The organism is Viscerimonas tarda (genome assembly GCF_054601255.1).
Genome location: NZ_BAAHWV010000023.1, coordinates 16103 through 34787 on the forward strand (window position 1 = coordinate 16103; position 18685 = coordinate 34787).

Below are 18685 nucleotides of genomic sequence, written 5' to 3' on the forward strand. Positions count from 1 at the left end.
AATCATGCAAAAGGAAATTAAAGACCTGGTTTTTTCTAAAAATTCTGTCGAATTTGTAACGGTTGCGGTACAATATTGCGCCTTTCTGGAAAATATTGAAACCATCCCGGCAGCGGAGGCCACCGACAAACTCACCAAGATTCTGCCGCTCCTCTATCTGAAAGCGCTACTGTTGCCCGAAACCGATACGGTAGAAGAGGACGAACCGGAGATAACCGTTACCGAAGAGGATTATAGTTACATCGTTTCCAAGATATATGCTATTTATGCGAAGGATGATACCTATCTGGAGGTGTTTCTCGAAGATATGAAGTATAGCGAAACACCAATTTCGGCAAGTATATCCGAGGATTTGACCGATATTTATCAGGATTTGAAAAACTTTATCACCATATACGAACGGGGAATTGTTGAGAACATGAACGATGCCATGTATATCTGCATCGAAAATTTTAAGGCATATTGGGGGCAAAAGCTGGTGAATGTACTGCGGGCTTTGCATAGTTTGAAATATTCGATAGACCTGCCGGAAATGCCGGATGAGGACTATAATAACATGGACGAATCGTGGTAAGAACTATATCAAAAGATCAAATTATAAATCTGCCGCTTGCCTGTTTCAAAGGCCGTATTGTATTGGTACAAACGGAGAGTGAACTGGAGAAAGCTGTCTCGTATTTATCGAAGTGCGATAAAATAGGTTTTGACACCGAGACCCGTCCGGCATTCCAAAAAGGACGCTCCCATAAAATAGCCCTGATGCAATTGGCGACAGAAGATACTTGCTTTCTTTTGCGGCTGAACGTATTAGGGTTCCCAGCGCTTTTACTAAACTTTTTGATGAACCCGAAGGTGAAGAAAATAGGTTTATCGCTCAAAGACGATTTTTCGATCATCAGAAGAAGTACGACATTCAATCCTCAAGGATTTATTGATTTGCAGGTGTATGTCAAGGATTTTGGCATTGAAGACATTAGCTTACAGCGCATTTATGCCATTCTGTTCGGCGAAAGAATCTCGAAAAATCAGCGGTTGACCAACTGGGAAGCGGAATTATTGACCGAAGGACAACAAATGTATGCCGCCCTGGATGCTTGGGCTTGTCTGAAAATATATAATGAACTGGATAAAATCTCTAACTCGGGGAAGAAGCACATATGAATTACAAAAAAATAATACTTAAACCCAAAAAGGAAGAATCGCTGAAACGCTTTCATCCCTGGATATTTTCGGGCGCCATTGCGCGAAAAGACGAAGATATTGATGAAGGAGAGGTAGTGAATGTTTATACAGCTAATAATGAGTTTATTGCCGTCGGGCATTACCAGATTGGCAGTATCGAGGTGCGCGTCCTTTCCTTTAGTCCGGTTGAAATAGATTTGGATTTTTGGCGAAACAGACTGACTGTTGCCTTGTCCCTCAGGCAATCCATCGGCTTGCTGTCGCCACTTAATAATGCTTACCGCCTGGTGTATGGCGAGGGGGATAATTTGCCCGGACTGATTATTGATGTGTATGCACAAACCGCTGTAATACAGTCCCATTCGGTAGGGATGCATAAAGACCGCCGGCAAATATGCACGGCATTGAAGGAGGTGATGGGAGACACGATTAAAAACATCTATTACAAATCGGAGACCACCTTGCCCTACAAAGCCGACTTAGGCGCCGAAAACGAGTATTTGCTGGGCGGACAAGCCGTTGACGATGTGGCGATGGAGAATGGACTGAAATTTCGCGCCGACTGGTTAAAAGGCCAGAAAACAGGCTTCTTTGTCGATCAGCGCGATAATCGTTCCCTGCTGGGAAAATACGCAAAAGACCGGACTGTACTGAACATGTTTGCGTACACCGGCGGTTTTTCGTTTTACGCCATGCAAGGGGGCGCCAAGCTGGTTCATTCGGTCGATAGTTCGGCCAAAGCAATTATGTTGACCAACGAAAATGTGGCCTTGAATTTCCCCAACGATACCCGTCATGAAGCCTTTGCCGAAGATGCCTTTAAATATTTGGCAAAAATGGACAAAGGAGCATACGACCTGGTCATACTCGATCCGCCAGCTTTTGCCAAACACCGGGGCGCCATACGGAATGCCCTTCAAGGCTATAAAAGGCTGAATGCCATTGCCCTTGAGAAGATTGCTCCCGGCGGAATATTGTTTACGTTCTCCTGTTCGCAGGTGATAAGTAAAGATGCGTTTCGCTTGGCCGTATTCAGCGCAGCCGCCCAATCGAGCAGAAGTGTGAAAATATTGCACCAGTTAACACAGCCCGCCGACCATCCCATCAGCATCTATCACCCTGAAGGCGAGTATCTAAAAGGCTTGGTTCTGTATATAGAATGATTTTTATTTAAAATCCATTTGCAGAAATAAAAAAATATTTTACCTTTGCACACGCAAAAGCAAATGGTGCCATAGCTCAGTTGGTAGAGCAAAGGACTGAAAATCCTTGTGTCCCCGGTTCGATTCCTGGTGGCACCACATGAAAATCAAGCAGTTACAGTAAAAGGTAGCTGCTTTTTTTGTGGGGAAAATGACTGTTTTTAGTCCGTTTTTTGGTTCACCAGCAAAATCTTATGTTTATTCCATAGGGGGAATTATTTTTATTTTTTTGGGAGGGAGGTATGTGGCTGTCTTACAATCTTGAACTTTGAACCTTGAACTTTAATAAACCTCCACCCTTTCTTTTTTAAAAGAATAAATCCTATATTTGCAAGCACACAAAAATTAAAAATCTTATCCCCATGAAAAAATTTATTTATGTGTTTAGCCTTTTATTGGCATCGACACAATTGTTTGCGCTGAGCTACCAGAAAACGAATGGCGGTATAAAGGCGCCTGTTCAGTCAATGGACGTGGAAGTACAATTCTACAGCCCTTCTATTGTCCGGGTGTATAAGACGCCGGAGGGGAAACCTGACGATAAAAAGAGTTTGGTGGTGAACAAAACGCCGGAAGCCGTTCCTGTAACGTTTTCCGAGAATGGCGATTTCATCACGTTGAAAAGCGCCGAGATAAGCCTGACGCTAAACCTGAAAACCGGCGCTGTGCAGTTCTACAATGCCGCCGGAGAATCGTTGTTGCTGGATAAGGATTATGGGACACAATTTTTTGCTAACGAGGTCAGAGGCGCATTTTTGCTGGATAAGGATGAACCTGTTTACGGCCTTGGTCAGATTTTGGATAACAAGATGAGTCGCCGGAACTCCAAACATCACCTGCAAAATGAGAATACGTTTACCGTTTCGCCCTATTTCATGTCCATCAAAGGCTATGGTCTGTATTGGGATAATTATTCTATTTCCGATTTTGTCGATAATCCGCAGGAGCTTTCTTTTTCGAGTATTGGCCGATGTGCCGACTACTACTTTGTGTATGGGAAAAATGCGGACGGAGTGATTGCCGGTATGCGCGACTTAACCGGTAAAGCGCCGATGCTGCCTTTGTGGGCGTATGGATATTTCCAGAGCAAGGAGCGTTATACTACACAGGACGAAAGTCTGGATGTGCTGAAAAAATACCGTGAGTTGAAAATTCCTATTGATGTGATGATTCAGGACTGGCGTTACTGGCCGGAGTACAACCGTTCCGACAGCGCTTGGAACTCGCAGAGTTTCGACCCTCAACGCTTTCCCGATCCGGTGAAATGGGCGGATGAAATTCATAAAAATCATGCCAAATTGCTGATTGTTACCTGGCCCGGATTTGGAGGTAAAACGGAGCAACGCAAAGAGCTGGATAGCAAAAATATGATTATAAACTTCCTCACCTATCCACCCCAAAGCGACGCGCGTCCGTACGATGTATATAATCCCGAAGCCTTGGATATTTTTTGGAAATACCTGAACAAAGGCGTATTCAGCTACATAGGCAATGATGGCTGGTGGCTCGATTCTACCGAACCCGACCACATCGAACGCAAAGAATCGGATTATGACCTGCCTACTCACCTGGGCTCGTACCGAAGTGTGAAGAATGCGTATTCCACCATGCACAACAAGGGAATAGCTACGCACCAAAAAGAGCTGACCAAAGACAAACGGGTGGTGATACTTACGCGTTCGGGCTTTGTGGGGCAACAACGATACGGTTCCAATACATGGAGCGGCGATGTGCAATCGACTTGGGATATGTTGGAAAAGCAAATTCCTGCCGCACTGAATTATACCTTGATGGGCATCCCCAACTGGAACAGCGATATTGGCGGCTTCTTCGCCGGACGCTGGAAATCGGGCGGAGGGGCAAAGAATCCCGAATTTCAGGAGTTGTATTTGCGTTGGTTGCAATTCGGCGCTTTCTGCCCCATGATGCGCTCGCACGGAACGGATATACCTCGCGAAATATGGAATTTCGGTCAACGGGGAGAATGGTGTTTTGATGGAATTGAAAAATACATCAACCTGCGATACCGCTTATTGCCCTATATTTACAGCACATCCTGGGATGTGAGCCAAAACAACGGTTCTTTTATGCGCGCCCTGATAATGGATTTTCCGGCAGATAAAAACACTTTCGATTTAGGCAGTCAATACCTGTTTGGGCGTTCCATCCTCGTGGCTCCCGTAACGCAGCCGAGCACAAGCAAATGGGATGTGTATCTTCCTCAAGGCGCCAAATGGATTGATTTTTGGACGGGCGAAACATTCAAGGGCGGGCAAGCAGTTAAAAAAGATATTCCACTGGATATTATTCCCCTGTTTGTAAAGGCAGGCTCCATTCTTCCTTGGGGGCCGGACGTGCAATATACCACTGAAAAGAAATGGGACGACCTCGAAATGCGGATATACCCGGGTGCAGACGGCGAATTTGTACTTTATGAGGACGAAAACGACAATTACAACTACGAAAAGGGCGTCTATTCCACCATAAAATTCCGCTGGGACGATGCCAAACGTAGCCTGACGATTGAGAACCGTGAAGGCGCATTCCCCGGCATGTTGAAAAGCCGGAAATTCAATTTCGTATTGGTTGGCTCACAAAAAGGAACAGGTGATGCCCCCACGAAAAAAGCCGATAAAAAGGTATCGTACAATGGGAAAGAATTAGCAATAAAATTTTAGAGATAATACAATGAAACTTATGACATACTTTGGACAGGTAAAATTAAAATTTTTAGCAGTGGCGGTTTTAACGGTTCTCTGCTCGTTTCCGGTCTATTCGGCCAATCATAAAGTAGAAAACGAACCCGATTCGGTCTATTTGTTTTCGTATGCGTCCGAAACCGACGGTGGCAGAAACGGCCTGCATTTTGCTTGGAGCATCGACCAGGAAGATTGGCACCCAATAGGGCCTGGACACAGTTTTTTGAAGTGCGATTACGGGCGTTGGGGCTCCGAAAAGCGGATGATACAGCCTAAGTTATTTCAGAGTTCTGATGGTTTATGGCATTGTGTGTGGACGTTAAACGAAACCGTGGATGCATTTGCGCAGGCTGCATCAACAGATTTAATTCAGTGGGGAAGGCAATCTTATCCGGCGCTCAAGGACATTAAAATGTATTTGCCTGCTAACGAAATTCTTGTAAAAACCTCGACCATATCAGGTAAACCCGAAAGTGGAAACACACACAAAGTACCATGGCCGGTTGTTGACAACTTGATAAAAGCTCAACAACTGTCGGCGTATAAAAATCTGTTGTACAGCGAAAATACGAGTGGTGATGCGGGGCGTTTCGCTTCGTTGAAGCCTGTGGAGGCGACCATCTCAGTTGATGTGGCGAATGGCAAAAACATCAGCAATATGCTAACCGGCATCTTCTTCGAGGACATTAATTACGCCGCCGATGGGGGATTATACGCAGAGCTGGTGCAAAACCGGGATTTTGAATATGCCTTGGGCGACAAGCAGGGGCGGGACAAGACTTGGAACAGCACAAGCCAATGGAAAATTAAAAATGGCGAACTGAGAATTGATACGGTGAATCCGGTTCATCCCAATAATAAACATTACGTTGTGCTAAAAAATGGCGAAACCCTGATTAACAATGGCTTTGACGGCATCCCTGTCAAGGCGGGCGAGAAATACGATTTTTCGGTTTTCGCCAAAGGAAAGAAAGGGAAATTGCTCGTTCAATTAATAGATAATCAAGATAATGAATTAGGAAAAACCGAATTAAGCATTAATGCTGATAATTGGAAGAAATACGAAACTGTGTTAATTGCCAATAAAACGGTTTCGGATGCCCGCCTGCAACTCTCAATTCTCAACTCTCAATTCTCCATTGACATGGTTTCCCTGTTCCCTCAGCATACGTTCAGGAACAGAAAGAATGGCTTGCGCTCCGATTTGGCTCAAGTGGTAGCAGACATTCAACCCCGATTTGTGCGTTTTCCGGGCGGCTGCGTGGCTCATGGAGACGGATTGGAGAACATGTACCGCTGGAAAAATACAATTGGCCCCCTAGAAAGCCGTAAACCGCAACGAAATATCTGGAACTATCATCAAACTGCCGGATTGGGTTATTTTGAGTATTTTTTGTTTTGCGAAGATATTGGCGCCGAACCTGTTCCGATTCTTCCGGCAGGCGTACCCTGCCAAAATTCGGGAACCGGAAGCAAGGGGCTGGGAGGTCAGCAAGGAGGCATCACCATGGACGAAATGGACGATTACGTGCAGGAAGTCCTCGATCTGATAGAATATGCAAACGGAGACCTGAAAACCACTTGGGGAAAGAAGCGCGCCGAAGCAGGTCATCCAAAACCTTTCAACCTGAAATACATCGGCATCGGCAACGAAGACCAGATAACAGATATTTTCGAGGAACGTTTTACGCTGATTTTCAATGCTGTGAAAGAAAAGCATCCCGAGATTACGGTCATCGGAACGGCAGGGCCTTTTTACGAAGGAACGGATTATGTGGAAGGCTGGAAGATTGCCACCCAATTGGGTGTACCCATGATAGATGAGCATTACTACAATCCGCCCGGCTGGTTTATTCATAATCAGGATTTTTACGATAAATACGACCGGACAAAACCGAAGGTTTATCTGGGCGAGTATGCTGCTCATTTACCCGGCAGACCCAACAACATGGAAACGGCTTTGGCCGAAGCCCTTTACCTCACAGCCGTAGAACGCAACGGCGATGTGGTGAGCATGACATCGTATGCCCCTCTGCTGGCCAAAGAAGGTCATACACAATGGAATCCCGACCTGATTTACTTCAATAATACCGAAGTAAAGCCAACGGTAGGCTATTATGTTCAGCAATTGTACGGGCAAAATGCGGGAGATATGTATTTGCCCACGAAAGTAGCCCTTTCGGAGAACCGGGATGCCGTGAAGAAACGGATTGCAAGCTCGGTGGTTCGCGATAGCCGGACGAATGATTTAATCGTGAAGCTGGTAAATATGCTGCCGGTGGAAGTCAATACCCGCGTGAAACTGGATAAGTGGGAGAATATAGATCCGGTAGCCTCAAAAACAGTATTGACGGGTTCGCCTGCCGATAAACAGGCCAAACCAACCAGCGGAACCTGCGAAGTATCAGCCGATTTCCCCTGTACCTTGCCCGCCTATTCGTTTACGGTTATACGCATTAAAATGAAGGATTAAATATCGCTTCGCAGCAATTGACACATTTGATTATATAGCTATACCATGAAAAAACTGTTATTTATCTTCCTTTTCACACTATCTTGCTTTTCTGTTTTTGCTCAGCAAAAAACCGAAGAGCAGAAACTCGCTGAGTTTGTTGGCAAAATCAATGCCTTCAACAACCTGTATCCGCAGGAAAAAGTGTATCTCCATTTCGACAATACCGGTTATTACAAAGGCGAGGCCATCTGGTTTAAAGCATACGTTGTTACCTCCGAAAACAACACCCTTTCGCCCTTGAGCAAAGTATTGTATGTTGATTTGCTGACTGCCGAAGGGGATGTTCTGGAAGCAAAAAAGATAAAGATAGAGGACGGACAGGCCAGCGGCGGCTTTGTGCTGAAAGAAGATTACTATTCCGGTTTTCTTCAGGTGAGGGCTTATACCCGTTGCATGTTGAATTTTGGTGAGCATGTGATGTTCAACCGCGTGTTTCCGGTATATGACCAACCCCAAAAAGCGGGCGATTATGCCGCCAAGAAAATGTCGGTGCGAGGAAAGGAAATCAACAGGGAGAATATCCGCAAAAGCGAGGGTGCAAAACCCAAGGATGTTAACCTCAGTTTCTTTCCCGAGGGCGGCAACCTGATTGCGGGGATAGGCAATAGGGTGGCATTCAAAGCAACGAACAAGGAAGGAGCGGCGATTGAGGTAACAGGGAAAGTCTATAACAGCAAGGGCGAAGAAATCACTTCTTTTTCGAGCCTGCATCAGGGAATGGGTTCGTTTGAGCTTTATCCCGACGGGAATAAATACACGGCAAAACTAAGCTACGAGGGCAAAGAGCAATCGTTTGAGCTACCTCACAGTTTGTCCTCCGGCTATTCGTTACGCGTTGATAATCTGCATCCTGCATCCATCTCCGTGCAAGTGGAAAAAACAGCCAATGAGCCAACCCAAGCGCTGGGAATCACTTTTGCCTGCCGGGGAAAAGTGTATGCCTTCAAATCTTTCGGCACAGGCAGCGAAGGCCGTTTTGCCATGCGCATTCCCAAAGAAAACCTGCCCGCCGGAGTGATACAAATAACGGTGTTTACTCCCCGGGGTGAGGTAGTGGCGCAACGGCAGATTTTTGTCAACCCGGCCAATCAGTCCCGGCCAATAAAAGCGACTAAAATCAACTCTTCGTTTGAGCCATATAGCCCGATAGACATAGCTTTCGAGATAAAAGATGCAGCCAATAATCCGGTTGAAACAACTTTCTCGCTATCGGTGAGGGATGCCGATACGGATACGGGAAACAATTATACGGATAATATACTGTACAACACGCTGTTATCCTCCGACCTGAAAGGCTATATCGAAGACCCTGCATATTATTTTGAGGCAGACGACAACAAGCACAAAATAGCCCTCGACCTCTTGATGTTGACGCAAGGCTGGACACGCTATTCGTGGAAGCAAATGGCCGGTACAGCCCCCTTTGAGGTGAAGTACGGCATCGAAAAAAGTTTGATGATTGAAGGAAAAGCGCTCTCCCCAATAACCGTAAAGCCACAGGAAAATATTGATGTAACGATGTGGATGACTTCGCCATACGGTTCATCGCAACGGGGAAAATGTACCACCGATAAGGACGGCAAATTTAATTTTGCCTTGGACGATATAAAAGGTACATGGGATTTGAGCCTGTTGGCCAAAAAGAAAAGCAAACCCTACGTTTCGCGCATAACTTTAGATCGTAATATTGATTTTACCCCATTGGCCTACAACTATTACGAGACCCACTTATTCGCCAAAAAAGAGAAGAAGGTAGAAACTGAGAGCCCGCAGAAAAAAGAAGAACTAACGCCCGAAATAAGGGAGCTTGTTTATGCCAAGAACCGATTCGATGACAAACAGGAAGAAATCACGATGTCGTATGTTTTGCCGGAAGTAACGGTTAAAGGAAAGGTAAATCCACGAAAAGCATTCATGGAACGAGAGTTGAAGTATGCGACCGTGGTTTATGATGTCATTAAAGAAATAGACAGCTACCGTGATGCAGGAGGCAGTGAATCAAGCGATGTGCTCGAGTTTTTGGAAAGGACAGATTTACATTTTAAACCTTCCATTGGCGACAGTTCTTACAGATATAAAGGAAGAGGTGTAGTATTTCTCATTGATGGCTTTCCGGCAGGTATCACCGGCGGATTTGGGTCTCCTTATCCGAGAAGTGTAAGCGAAACGGGCATTGACGAGATAGAACACATTTTGATACAAGAATTTAGTAGCGAGGCCGTTACAATACAAATTATCCTCAACGAAGACGGACGCAGCCGTAGGGAACCGCGAGGTACGCGCCAAACAAAATACCAAGGCTTTTCTCAAGCATTGGAGTTCTACCACCCCGATTACAGCATCGCCCGCCTGCCCGACGAAAAAGATTTTCGCCGCACACTCTACTGGAATCCCGATGTAAAAACGGATAAAGCAGGAAAAGCAACTATCAGTTTCTACAACAACGGCTCGTGCAAAGAACTAAACATCAGCGCCGAAGGCTTGACGAGCGAAGGGGCGCCGGTGGTTTATTAATGGTTCAAAGTTTCAGGTTCAAGGTTGTACGGGCGGGTTTTAAACCCGCCCCCTCCATTAACCACCCAGGGCAAACGCATGAAAAATTTTACTGCTTATACCTTTCGGTAAAGTTGCTGATATGAGCAGGAGATTCCTCCCTTTGGTCGAAATGACGGTCTCCTTTTTGAGAGAGGGGATGAGGAAGCGGCGGCTTCGCCGCCGCTTCCTCATCCCTTAAACCACCAATGGGCGAGTCATTCCGACCAAAGGGAGGAATCTCATCCGTAATAGCGGGACTAAAAATTTTCAAGGTTTGCCCTGACTAACCATCCCCTTGCCGTTAATAAATCAGAAAATTGCGGCATTAGAAAATTATTTTTGATAAATATGTAAACAGATAGTTTGTTATTCTGTAAAATAATGTATTTTTGTTCGTGTTGTATAGTTTTTAGCATGGATAATGTAAAGTTAAGAGAGCAGGTTAAAGCCGAGTTTACCGACTATTTGAACAAAAATAATCATCGCAAAACCCCCGAGCGCTATGCCGTATTGGATCATATCTATTCATCCAAAGGGCATTTCGATATGGAGTCGCTGTATATTGCCATGAGCAAGGATAGTTTCAGGGTGAGCCGTGCAACGCTGTACAATACCATAGAGCTGTTGCTCGATTGCGGCTTGGTTATAAAGCACCAGTTCGGAGCCAATGTTTCGCAATACGAACGGGTTTATGGGAACGAAAATCACGACCATTTGATCTGCGTGTCGTGTGGCGAGGTGAAAGAATACAAGAACGAGAATTTATTTGTTCCTTCCCGGCAAAAAAAACTTCAACATTTCAATATCAGCTACTACAGCATGTATATCTACGGGGTATGCAACAAATGTATGAAGGCTAAGCTGGGACAGGAGAAAAAGAAAATACAGAAAGATAAAGAATCAAAAAACAATACGGCAAAAAAGAAATGAAAGTAGATGTTCTGCTAGGGTTGCAATGGGGTGACGAAGGAAAAGGAAAAATTGTGGATGTGCTAACTCCCCAATATGATGTGGTAGCGCGTTTTCAGGGTGGGCCAAACGCCGGCCATACCTTGGAATTTGGAGGAAAAAAATACGTCCTCCGCTCGGTTCCTTCCGGCATTTTTCAGGGCAACAATGTAAATATTATAGGTAACGGAGTGGTGCTCGACCCTGCGCTTTTTAAAGAAGAAATAGAGGCTCTGGAAGCTTCGGGGCATAGCTTAAGCAAAAGGCTGTTGATTTCGAAAAAGGCGCATCTTATTTTGCCGACTCATCGCTTACTGGACGTTTGCTACGAGTCGCAAAAAGGAAATTCAAAAATCGGCACTACCGGAAAAGGTATCGGCCCTACCTACACCGACAAAATCGGTCGGGGCGGATTGAGAGTAGGCGATATTCTGTACGATTTCGATTCAAAATATGAAGCGATAAAGAAACGCCACCTCAGGATATTGTCCGGTTACGGCTTCGATGTGAGCAGTTTGCCCGAAATAGAAGCCAAATGGTTCGACGGCCTTAAAAAGTTGAAAGAGTTTAGCTTTATTGATAGCGAACACTACATAAATACGGCCATCCAAACCAAGAAAATACTGGCCGAAGGCGCTCAGGGCACAATGCTCGACATTGATTTTGGCTCTTACCCTTTCGTAACATCGTCCAACACCATATCGGCCGGAGCATGTACCGGTTTGGGTGTGTCGCCACATAAAATAGGGGAGGTTTACGGCATATTCAAGGCCTATTGCACCCGCGTGGGCAGCGGTCCCTTTCCTACCGAATTACTGGACGAAACCGGCGACAAAATCCGCAAAACAGGCTTTGAATTTGGCTCGGTTACAGGTCGTCCCCGCCGGTGTGGCTGGATAGATTTGGTTGCGCTCCGTTATGCTGTAATGCTGAATGGCGTTACGCAACTTATTATGACAAAAAGCGATGTCCTCGATACTTTTTCCACTATCAAGGCCTGTGTAGCCTATAACGTAGGCGGACAACGGCTGGAAGAATTTCCTTTTGAAATAGGAGATACCCTCGAACCTGTGTATGAAGAATTGCCCGGCTGGCAAATTGACATGACAAAGACGAAGAAAGAGAGCGAATTTCCTGTCGAATTCAAAAATTACCTCAATTTTCTGGAACAAAAACTTGGAGCGCCTGTCCGTATCGTGTCGCTGGGGCCTGATAGGGAACAGACAATTATGAGGTAAGCGAGTAAAATTTACAGCAATGATTGAAGGATATCTAAATACAATAATTTGCGGTGATTGTTTGGATGAAATGAGACGAATACCAGACAACACCATTGATTTGATTGTAACATCACCTCCCTATAATCTTAAAAATTCAACGGGTAATGGAATGAAGGATGGAAGAGGAGGTAAATGGAAAAATGCAGAATTAGTGAATGGATATACCCACCATAACGATTGTATGCCTCATGAAGAGTATGCAAAGTGGCAACGAAATTGTTTAACGGAAATGTTTCGGTTAATTAAAAATGATGGCGCCATATTTTATAATCATAAGTGGCGTGTGCAAGATGGATTATTGCAAGATAGACAAGATATTGTGGCAGGGTTTCCTGTTCGGCAAATAATTATCTGGAAAAGAAAGGGTGGAATCAACTTTAACGCTGGTTATTTTTTACCAACATACGAGGTGATTTATTTGATAGCTAAACCTGACTTTCGTCTTGCACCAAAAGCTAATGCCTATGGTGATGTTTGGGAATTTACGCAAGAGATGAATAATCCACATCCGGCGCCTTTCCCTGTTTCTTTAATTGACCGTATAATATCATCAACTCATGCAAATATTGTATTAGACCCCTTTATGGGTTCTGGGACTACAGCTATTGCGGCGCTTCAAAATAAACGAAATTACATTGGCATTGAAATTTCTCCAGAATATACTACTATGGCAAAAAAACGAATAGTTGAATATACAAAACAAAGACAACTTAGACTACAAGGATTTGCAATATCAGAGTAATAGAATAATGACTGGCGCTAACACTCAGAATAAATGGCATAATGTTTATTGGTTTTCAAGAATGTTAATCAATAATGATAAGTACGTTGCTATCGGTAAAGAACCTAAACTTTTATCCACTCTTTCAAGCAGTTTACGTCTTGTTGCGAAAGAAAACAAAGGCGATGATACTTTGAATTTGCAAAAACAAATCTTACGAAATATAATCGAAGACCGGTATAAAAAAACCACCTCAAGGGATATTCGGGTGCACCGTATGCTGGATGAATTGGATGCTGAAATTAATACATTGGAAGATATGGATGTTTTCATAATTACGTGTGAGAATATTATGATTCCATTGAACCAAGCAATAACTAATGTTCCGAATGATGATAGAGAATACACATTGAACATAGCCAAGTCATACCTTGACGTTCAAGGAAAACAAGGTTTGGCTACCGTTATTTCTCTTTGGGATGATTTGGGTGTAAGGGGTTGTTTAACAGCAGAAAGGACAGAAATAGTAAGAGCTTTTGCAACACTTCGTGTATTATTCTCTAAAGACAATTCAATAGCGGAGGAAGATAGAGATATTGTCCTAACTGCATTTACACAAGAATTTGAGCGGCGAGTTGCGCAAAAAAGAAAAAAACGAGCGGGAGGAAGTTTAGAAGATGTTACAGATTTTATATTAGATTATTATAAGATTAAAAGGGCAGAAGCTCCAGCTCATTTTCAGGCAGACATTGAGGTAGATAATTGGGTAAAAACCAAAGATGGTTGGTTAATTGGTATTTCTTGTAAACGGACTTTACGTGAACGATGGAAACAAGTCTCTTCCGCTGAAGCAACTGTTTTGAGTAAATTCAAAATCAAACATATATATCACATTGTAACATTTGATGAGGATTTGTCGGACGATAAACTCACTCTTCTTGGTGGGCATAGACATATATTTTATTTGCCAGATAATAGTCGGAGATTGAAATATGCGAGCGAACATATAGGATTGAAAGGTTATGTGAGGCCTATATCACAATTAATTAATGACATACGGGATCAATTGAAATAAAATGAGTTTTTGATAAGCTTATGAAGTCATCAACCTTGGTAGTAACTAACAAGGTAGAACATCAAGAAAAAACTATTTTTCACGTTCTACTTCTTGCATTTCGCTTGTGTGGCACGCTATTTGAAAGTTACCAATAGAAGACAATTGAATATTAATTTAAAACCAGTAAGAGAATAAATTTATGGAAATAGGATGGATATTATTTATTGGGATAGCCTTGGTGAGTTGGATCATACAGGCTACGCTGAAAAGTAAATTTAAGAAATACTCGAAGATACCGCTTTCTAACGGGATGACGGGTAGGGATGTGGCCGAAAAGATGCTGCACGATAACGGAATTTACGATGTAACGATCACTTCCACCGAAGGTACGCTGACCGACCACTACAATCCTCTCAATAAAACAGTCAACCTGAGCCGTGGCGTTTACAGCAGCAACAGCGTTGCCGCCGCCGCAGTCGCCGCTCACGAGTGTGGACATGCCGTGCAACACGCTTACGCTTACGGCCCCTTGAAGATGCGGTCGTCCTTGGTTCCGGTTGTCAGCTTTGCCTCTAAATGGGTGATGTGGGTTATTCTGGGCGGTATTTTTATGATGAATACTTTTCCAAGTCTTTTGTGGATAGGTATAGGATTATTTGCACTCACCACCCTGTTTAGTTTTGTAACCTTGCCGGTGGAAATCAATGCCAGCAAAAGGGCTTTGGTCTGGCTGAACAGCTCCGGTATAACCAATGTCAGCAATCATGGCATGGCAAAAGATGCCCTTCAATGGGCTGCTTATACTTATGTAGTTGCCGCTTTGGGTTCGCTTGCCACATTGGTATATTATGTGATGATTGCCTTGGGCAACAGAAGATAAATTTTAAAAGAAGAGCTTGTCTCAGATTTTTACGATAATATAGCACACGGATAACACGGAATATACGGATAAACACGGAAACAATGTTCGGGGAGCGAAGGCGACTCAATATATTTAATTTTATGATTTATAGAATGCTGAAAATTAGATGTATATAAAAATGAAATCCGTATTTATCCGTCTATTCTGTGTTATCCGTGTGCTGTTATCAACATATAACACAGTCTCTTTTTTGTCTAAAAAACAAACTCTATGAAATTCGGCTTTATCCTTATCCTGCTTGCTTTTATCGGCGGAAACTTTTATGTTTTTCACCGCATCTGGCTTTTGATGCCGCCAAGCAATGTTGGACGCATTATACTGGTATCGCTGGCTACGGCGCTGGTGTCGTCGTTGTTTATCTATTTCATTTTTGGCGATGTGCTGCCGATATCTTTGTCGTCTTTCTTTTACAGGGTTGGCACATCGTGGCTGTTTATTTTCCTCTACCTTTTTATCCTGACTTTGTTAAAAGACCTGATTCGCCTGCTGCACATCATACCTGCCGATTCGTTTTCGCATTACACAAAAGATAATTGGGCGGGACTGGCTTTGGCTTTTGGCTTCATCACCATGCTTATGGTATGCGGCTACCTCAAATATTGCTGGAAAGTGCGGGTGGAAGCGCCGGTGGTAACCGAAAAGAAAATGGAGAAACGGGAATCGCTTCGCATGGTAGCCATCAGCGATTTGCACCTTGGATACGGCATTGGTAAACAGGAATTGCTGAAATGGATTGATTTAATAAATGCCGAAAAACCGGATGTGGTGCTGATAGCCGGAGACCTTATCGACAGCAGCATCCGCCCATTGCGTAGCGATAGTTTGGAGCAGTGCTTTAAGGAAATAAAGGCGCCGTTGGGCATTTATATGTGCCTGGGCAATCACGATTATATGAGTGGCGTGAACGAAAGCGTCCGCTTTATTAATGATGCCGGCATACATCTCCTGAAAGATTCCTATGCCCTGGTTGACAGTTCGTTCTACATCGTGGGGCGGAACGACAGATCAAGTCGCAACCGGAAACCCTTGTCGGAATTGGTGTCTCAATTGGATAAGACTAAACCCATCATCTTGCTCGATCATCAACCCTATAACCTGGAAGAAGCGGAAGCCAACAACATAGATTTGCAAATTTCGGGGCATACCCATCATGGGCAAGTGTGGCCTATATCCCTCATCACGGATAAACTTTACGAGAAATCGCACGGCTTTCTGAAAAAGGGCAATACCTCTATTTATGTAAGCTCAGGAATCGGCATCTGGGGCGGCAAGTTCCGAATTGGGACGCAGTCGGAGTATGTTGTAATAGATTTGAAACAGCGATGAGGGTATTTATAAACGCCATACTGGTTCATACCTTTCTCAATGCCTACGTTTTTTGGAAGATATGGAAAATTATTCCGCCAAAACAGGCGTACAGGATACTTCTTGTTGTTCTGTTTGCCGCCGAGCTGTCCGTTTACCTGTTCGGATTTGTGTTTGTCGATGAAATATCGCTGGAAATACTTTATCCGGTGATGATGACCGGCACCAGCTGGGCAATTCTTATCCTGTATATGGCTGCCCTGCTGATAGCTTACGACACGGTCAATTATCTGGGGAAGTGGATAAAAGCGATTCCCCGCAAACTGAATCTGCAAAGGCTGCGAAATAAGCGCATCTATTTTTCCGCTTCCAGCCTGATTGTTATACTGGCCATGACTTACGGCAGTTACATGTTCTGGCATCCGGTAGTCAATGAGCTGAATATTACGGTAGATAAGCCATCGGAGGTCAAAGAACTGAAAATTGTGATGGTGGCCGATATACACGCCGGTTACCTGGTAAACCGGGATGTTCTGAAGATGTATATTGATAAGATTATGGAGCAAAAGCCCGACCTCATTCTCTTAGTGGGGGATATTATCGACTACGACATCCGGCCTTTGGATATGCAGCAGATGGATCGGGAATTCAGGCGGTTGAAGGCCCCTTATGGCGTTTTTGCATCGACCGGCAACCACGAATACCGCCTCGATGGCGAAGCGAAAATAAAATGGCTGAAAGACAAAGCCGGACTGACCGTTCTGCGCGATTCGGTTGTAAAAGTCAACAATGCCTTTTACCTTGTCGGCAGGGAAGACGACAAAGCGCCGGTGAGGAAAGCGCTTGGGGAGTTGATGAAACAAGTTGACAAAAATTACCCCGTAATAGTCATGAATCACGAACCTCGCCGCTTGTCGGAAGAATCGGACGAACAGGTTGATATGGCTTTCTACGGACATACCCATAACGGACAAATTTTTCCGTACAACATCCTGATCAACCTCATTTATGAAGTAGGACATGGCTACAAGAAAAAAGACAACACACAGGTCTATGTAACCTCCGGCCTGGGGCTTTCAGGCCCCCAATTCCGCATAGGAACCGTTTCGGAGGTTGTTGTTATTCATGCTCAATTTCGACAGTAGATCAGGGCAACGCCCAGTCGTGTTCGGAAGATTGCAAATTTCAATGATATAATTGTTTAAGATGCTGCAATCCGTTAGGATTGCATCGCTCGGTAGCATAGAAGTAACCAAACGAGGACGCATTCCATTCGGAATGCGACCCCTGTTAAGCCTGATTTTTCTACCGAGCGAAGCATTCCTACGGAATGATGCTAATAACACACAGCTTTTATTTGTATAACAAATAATTACAATCTTCCGAACACGACTGGGCAAACCTGTAGGGCAACCGCCTGAAAAATTTTACTGCTTATGCCTTTCGGTAAAGTTGCTGATATGAGCAGGAGATTCCTCTCTTTGGTCGGAATGACTGTCTCCTTTTTGGGAGAGGGGATGAGGAAGCGGCGGCAAAGCCGCCGCTTCCTCATCTCTTAAACCGCCAACAGGCGAGTCATTCCGACCAAAGGGAGGAATCTCATCCGTAATAGTGGGTCTAAAATTTTTCATGCGTTTGCCCTGAGTAAATGTAAATGTCGGCTTTTCTTTTCACAAAAAAAATCGTATATTTGTGGACGAAACTAATTAAAGAGATACAACTATGGAAAGAGATATGATAACTGCCCTCATAGACGTGTCGAAACCCGAGGGACGTAAAATAGTCAGGGAGCTTGAGTCAAAAAAAAGTGTAGAACTGGAATACCCGCTAATCGGTTCTATATCAAATGAAAATTCGCATGAAGTAGTTTTTGGTAAATTTCTTGATAAATTGAGTAAGCATTACGATTACGATATGCGTAAAGGTATTGAGTTATGAAATATAACATACACTATTCGGATGAATCACAAATAGACTTGGAAGAATTGTATAGTGTTATCTGTGAGAGATATAGCGCTCCAATCACTGCTCAGAATTATGTTAAAGGGTTGAATGCCGTAATAAAACAACTCGAAACGAATCCTGAAATATACGCCATACAAACCCGGCAATCATTAAAAAAATACGGCCACAACGTCCGCCGGTTGAACTACAAGAAAATGGCAATTATCTACACCGTCCACGGCAAAACTGTTTACATACACCGCATTGTTCCGGCAAATAGTATTTCGGAACTTTCACTATAAATTTTTATCATACCCCTTTTCCTTTCCCCTATAAATTTTGTAAGACATTTTTATCCCTTTGTGTATAAGTGGG

Annotated in this window: 17 protein-coding genes and 1 tRNA gene; 16 read left to right on the top strand and 2 right to left on the bottom strand. The window is 44.0% G+C overall.

The annotated features are described in order from the left end of the window. The first annotated feature begins 4 nt into the window (after positions 1-4). The 7 genes from ACYPWY_RS10705 to ACYPWY_RS10735 all read left to right on the top strand — a co-directional run bounded on the left by ACYPWY_RS10705 (position 5) and on the right by ACYPWY_RS10735 (position 10112). Complete coding sequence (locus ACYPWY_RS10705) at positions 5-574, top strand: DUF5063 domain-containing protein (protein ID WP_459685520.1); 570 nt, start codon at positions 5-7, stop codon at positions 572-574. Then, on the top strand, positions 568-1161 hold the full coding sequence (locus ACYPWY_RS10710) for a 3'-5' exonuclease (protein WP_459685521.1): 594 nt from the start codon (positions 568-570) through the stop codon (positions 1159-1161). The genes ACYPWY_RS10705 and ACYPWY_RS10710 overlap by 7 nt, the downstream gene beginning before the upstream one ends. Beyond that, complete coding sequence (locus ACYPWY_RS10715; RefSeq protein WP_459685522.1) at positions 1158-2345, top strand: class I SAM-dependent rRNA methyltransferase; 1188 nt, start codon at positions 1158-1160, stop codon at positions 2343-2345. Before ACYPWY_RS10710 ends, ACYPWY_RS10715 begins: the two co-directional genes overlap by 4 nt. 65 nt (positions 2346-2410) lie before the next feature. Next, a tRNA-Phe gene (locus ACYPWY_RS10720) sits at positions 2411-2483 on the top strand. A 263-nt stretch (positions 2484-2746) separates the two neighbouring features. Next, positions 2747-5062 (top strand): glycoside hydrolase family 31 protein, encoded by a 2316-nt coding sequence (locus ACYPWY_RS10725; RefSeq protein ID WP_459685523.1) that lies wholly within the window; start codon positions 2747-2749, stop codon positions 5060-5062. A 19-nt stretch (positions 5063-5081) separates the two neighbouring features. Then, complete coding sequence (locus ACYPWY_RS10730) at positions 5082-7556, top strand: alpha-L-arabinofuranosidase C-terminal domain-containing protein (RefSeq protein WP_459685524.1); 2475 nt, start codon at positions 5082-5084, stop codon at positions 7554-7556. Positions 7557-7601: 45 nt separating this feature from the next. Beyond that, a complete protein-coding gene (locus tag ACYPWY_RS10735) occupies positions 7602-10112 on the top strand; it encodes a hypothetical protein (protein ID WP_459685525.1) in 2511 nt (836 codons plus the stop codon). 88 nt (positions 10113-10200) lie between these two features. Here ACYPWY_RS10735 and ACYPWY_RS10740 read toward each other — a convergent pair whose 3' ends face one another. Then, positions 10201-10404: a hypothetical protein gene (locus tag ACYPWY_RS10740; protein ID WP_459685526.1), complete on the bottom strand. Its 204-nt coding sequence runs from the start codon at positions 10402-10404 to the stop codon at positions 10201-10203. 143 nt (positions 10405-10547) lie between these two features. Between ACYPWY_RS10740 and ACYPWY_RS10745 the strand changes: the two genes are divergently transcribed. The 7 genes from ACYPWY_RS10745 to ACYPWY_RS10775 all read left to right on the top strand — a co-directional run bounded on the left by ACYPWY_RS10745 (position 10548) and on the right by ACYPWY_RS10775 (position 17511). After that, entirely contained in the window at positions 10548-11063 is a 516-nt protein-coding gene (locus ACYPWY_RS10745; RefSeq protein ID WP_459685527.1) for a Fur family transcriptional regulator, read from the top strand. Next, positions 11060-12319: an adenylosuccinate synthase gene (locus tag ACYPWY_RS10750; protein WP_459685528.1), complete on the top strand. Its 1260-nt coding sequence runs from the start codon at positions 11060-11062 to the stop codon at positions 12317-12319. The genes ACYPWY_RS10745 and ACYPWY_RS10750 overlap by 4 nt, the downstream gene beginning before the upstream one ends. Before the next feature lie 19 nt (positions 12320-12338). Further along, a complete protein-coding gene (locus ACYPWY_RS10755; RefSeq protein ID WP_459685529.1) occupies positions 12339-13103 on the top strand; it encodes a DNA-methyltransferase in 765 nt (254 codons plus the stop codon). Beyond that, positions 13048-14157 (top strand): PDDEXK family nuclease, encoded by a 1110-nt coding sequence (locus ACYPWY_RS10760; RefSeq protein WP_459685530.1) that lies wholly within the window; start codon positions 13048-13050, stop codon positions 14155-14157. Before ACYPWY_RS10755 ends, ACYPWY_RS10760 begins: the two co-directional genes overlap by 56 nt. Before the next feature lie 181 nt (positions 14158-14338). Next, complete coding sequence (locus ACYPWY_RS10765; RefSeq protein WP_459685531.1) at positions 14339-15019, top strand: zinc metallopeptidase; 681 nt, start codon at positions 14339-14341, stop codon at positions 15017-15019. Between the two features lie 252 nt (positions 15020-15271). Continuing rightward, complete coding sequence (locus ACYPWY_RS10770; RefSeq protein ID WP_459685532.1) at positions 15272-16387, top strand: metallophosphoesterase; 1116 nt, start codon at positions 15272-15274, stop codon at positions 16385-16387. Next, positions 16384-17511, top strand: a complete 1128-nt coding sequence (locus ACYPWY_RS10775; RefSeq protein ID WP_459685533.1) for a metallophosphoesterase — start codon at positions 16384-16386, stop codon at positions 17509-17511. Before ACYPWY_RS10770 ends, ACYPWY_RS10775 begins: the two co-directional genes overlap by 4 nt. A gap of 282 nt (positions 17512-17793) precedes the next feature. Here the strand turns inward: ACYPWY_RS10775 and ACYPWY_RS10780 are convergent, their stop codons facing one another. Beyond that, entirely contained in the window at positions 17794-17997 is a 204-nt protein-coding gene (locus tag ACYPWY_RS10780; protein ID WP_459685534.1) for a hypothetical protein, read from the bottom strand. Between the two features lie 91 nt (positions 17998-18088). On the opposite strand from ACYPWY_RS10780, the gene ACYPWY_RS10785 reads away from it, so the two are divergent. Next, positions 18089-18304: a hypothetical protein gene (locus ACYPWY_RS10785; RefSeq protein WP_459685535.1), complete on the top strand. Its 216-nt coding sequence runs from the start codon at positions 18089-18091 to the stop codon at positions 18302-18304. Then, the gene (locus ACYPWY_RS10790; RefSeq protein ID WP_459685536.1) at positions 18301-18612 is read left to right on the top strand and encodes a type II toxin-antitoxin system RelE/ParE family toxin; all 312 of its coding nucleotides are present in this window, start codon (positions 18301-18303) and stop codon (positions 18610-18612) included. Before ACYPWY_RS10785 ends, ACYPWY_RS10790 begins: the two co-directional genes overlap by 4 nt. Positions 18613-18685: the final 73 nt, after the last annotated feature.

Bases quoted from the DNA above. Each gene is read 5' to 3' on its own strand.
- ACYPWY_RS10725 (WP_459685523.1), top strand. From the start codon at position 2,747: ATGAAAAAATTTATTTATGTGTTTAGCCTTTTATTGGCATCGACACAA.
- ACYPWY_RS10715 (WP_459685522.1), top strand. From the start codon at position 1,158: ATGAATTACAAAAAAATAATACTTAAACCCAAAAAGGAAGAATCGCTG.
- ACYPWY_RS10705 (WP_459685520.1), top strand. From the start codon at position 5: ATGCAAAAGGAAATTAAAGACCTGGTTTTTTCTAAAAATTCTGTCGAA.
- ACYPWY_RS10745 (WP_459685527.1), top strand. From the start codon at position 10,548: ATGGATAATGTAAAGTTAAGAGAGCAGGTTAAAGCCGAGTTTACCGAC.
- ACYPWY_RS10770 (WP_459685532.1), top strand. From the start codon at position 15,272: ATGAAATTCGGCTTTATCCTTATCCTGCTTGCTTTTATCGGCGGAAAC.
- ACYPWY_RS10790 (WP_459685536.1), top strand. From the start codon at position 18,301: ATGAAATATAACATACACTATTCGGATGAATCACAAATAGACTTGGAA.
- ACYPWY_RS10785 (WP_459685535.1), top strand. From the start codon at position 18,089: ATGGAAAGAGATATGATAACTGCCCTCATAGACGTGTCGAAACCCGAG.
- ACYPWY_RS10780 (WP_459685534.1), bottom strand. From the start codon at position 17,997: ATGAAAAATTTTAGACCCACTATTACGGATGAGATTCCTCCCTTTGGT.
- ACYPWY_RS10750 (WP_459685528.1), top strand. From the start codon at position 11,060: ATGAAAGTAGATGTTCTGCTAGGGTTGCAATGGGGTGACGAAGGAAAA.
- ACYPWY_RS10735 (WP_459685525.1), top strand. From the start codon at position 7,602: ATGAAAAAACTGTTATTTATCTTCCTTTTCACACTATCTTGCTTTTCT.
- ACYPWY_RS10765 (WP_459685531.1), top strand. From the start codon at position 14,339: ATGGAAATAGGATGGATATTATTTATTGGGATAGCCTTGGTGAGTTGG.
- ACYPWY_RS10775 (WP_459685533.1), top strand. From the start codon at position 16,384: ATGAGGGTATTTATAAACGCCATACTGGTTCATACCTTTCTCAATGCC.
- ACYPWY_RS10755 (WP_459685529.1), top strand. From the start codon at position 12,339: ATGATTGAAGGATATCTAAATACAATAATTTGCGGTGATTGTTTGGAT.
- ACYPWY_RS10730 (WP_459685524.1), top strand. From the start codon at position 5,082: ATGACATACTTTGGACAGGTAAAATTAAAATTTTTAGCAGTGGCGGTT.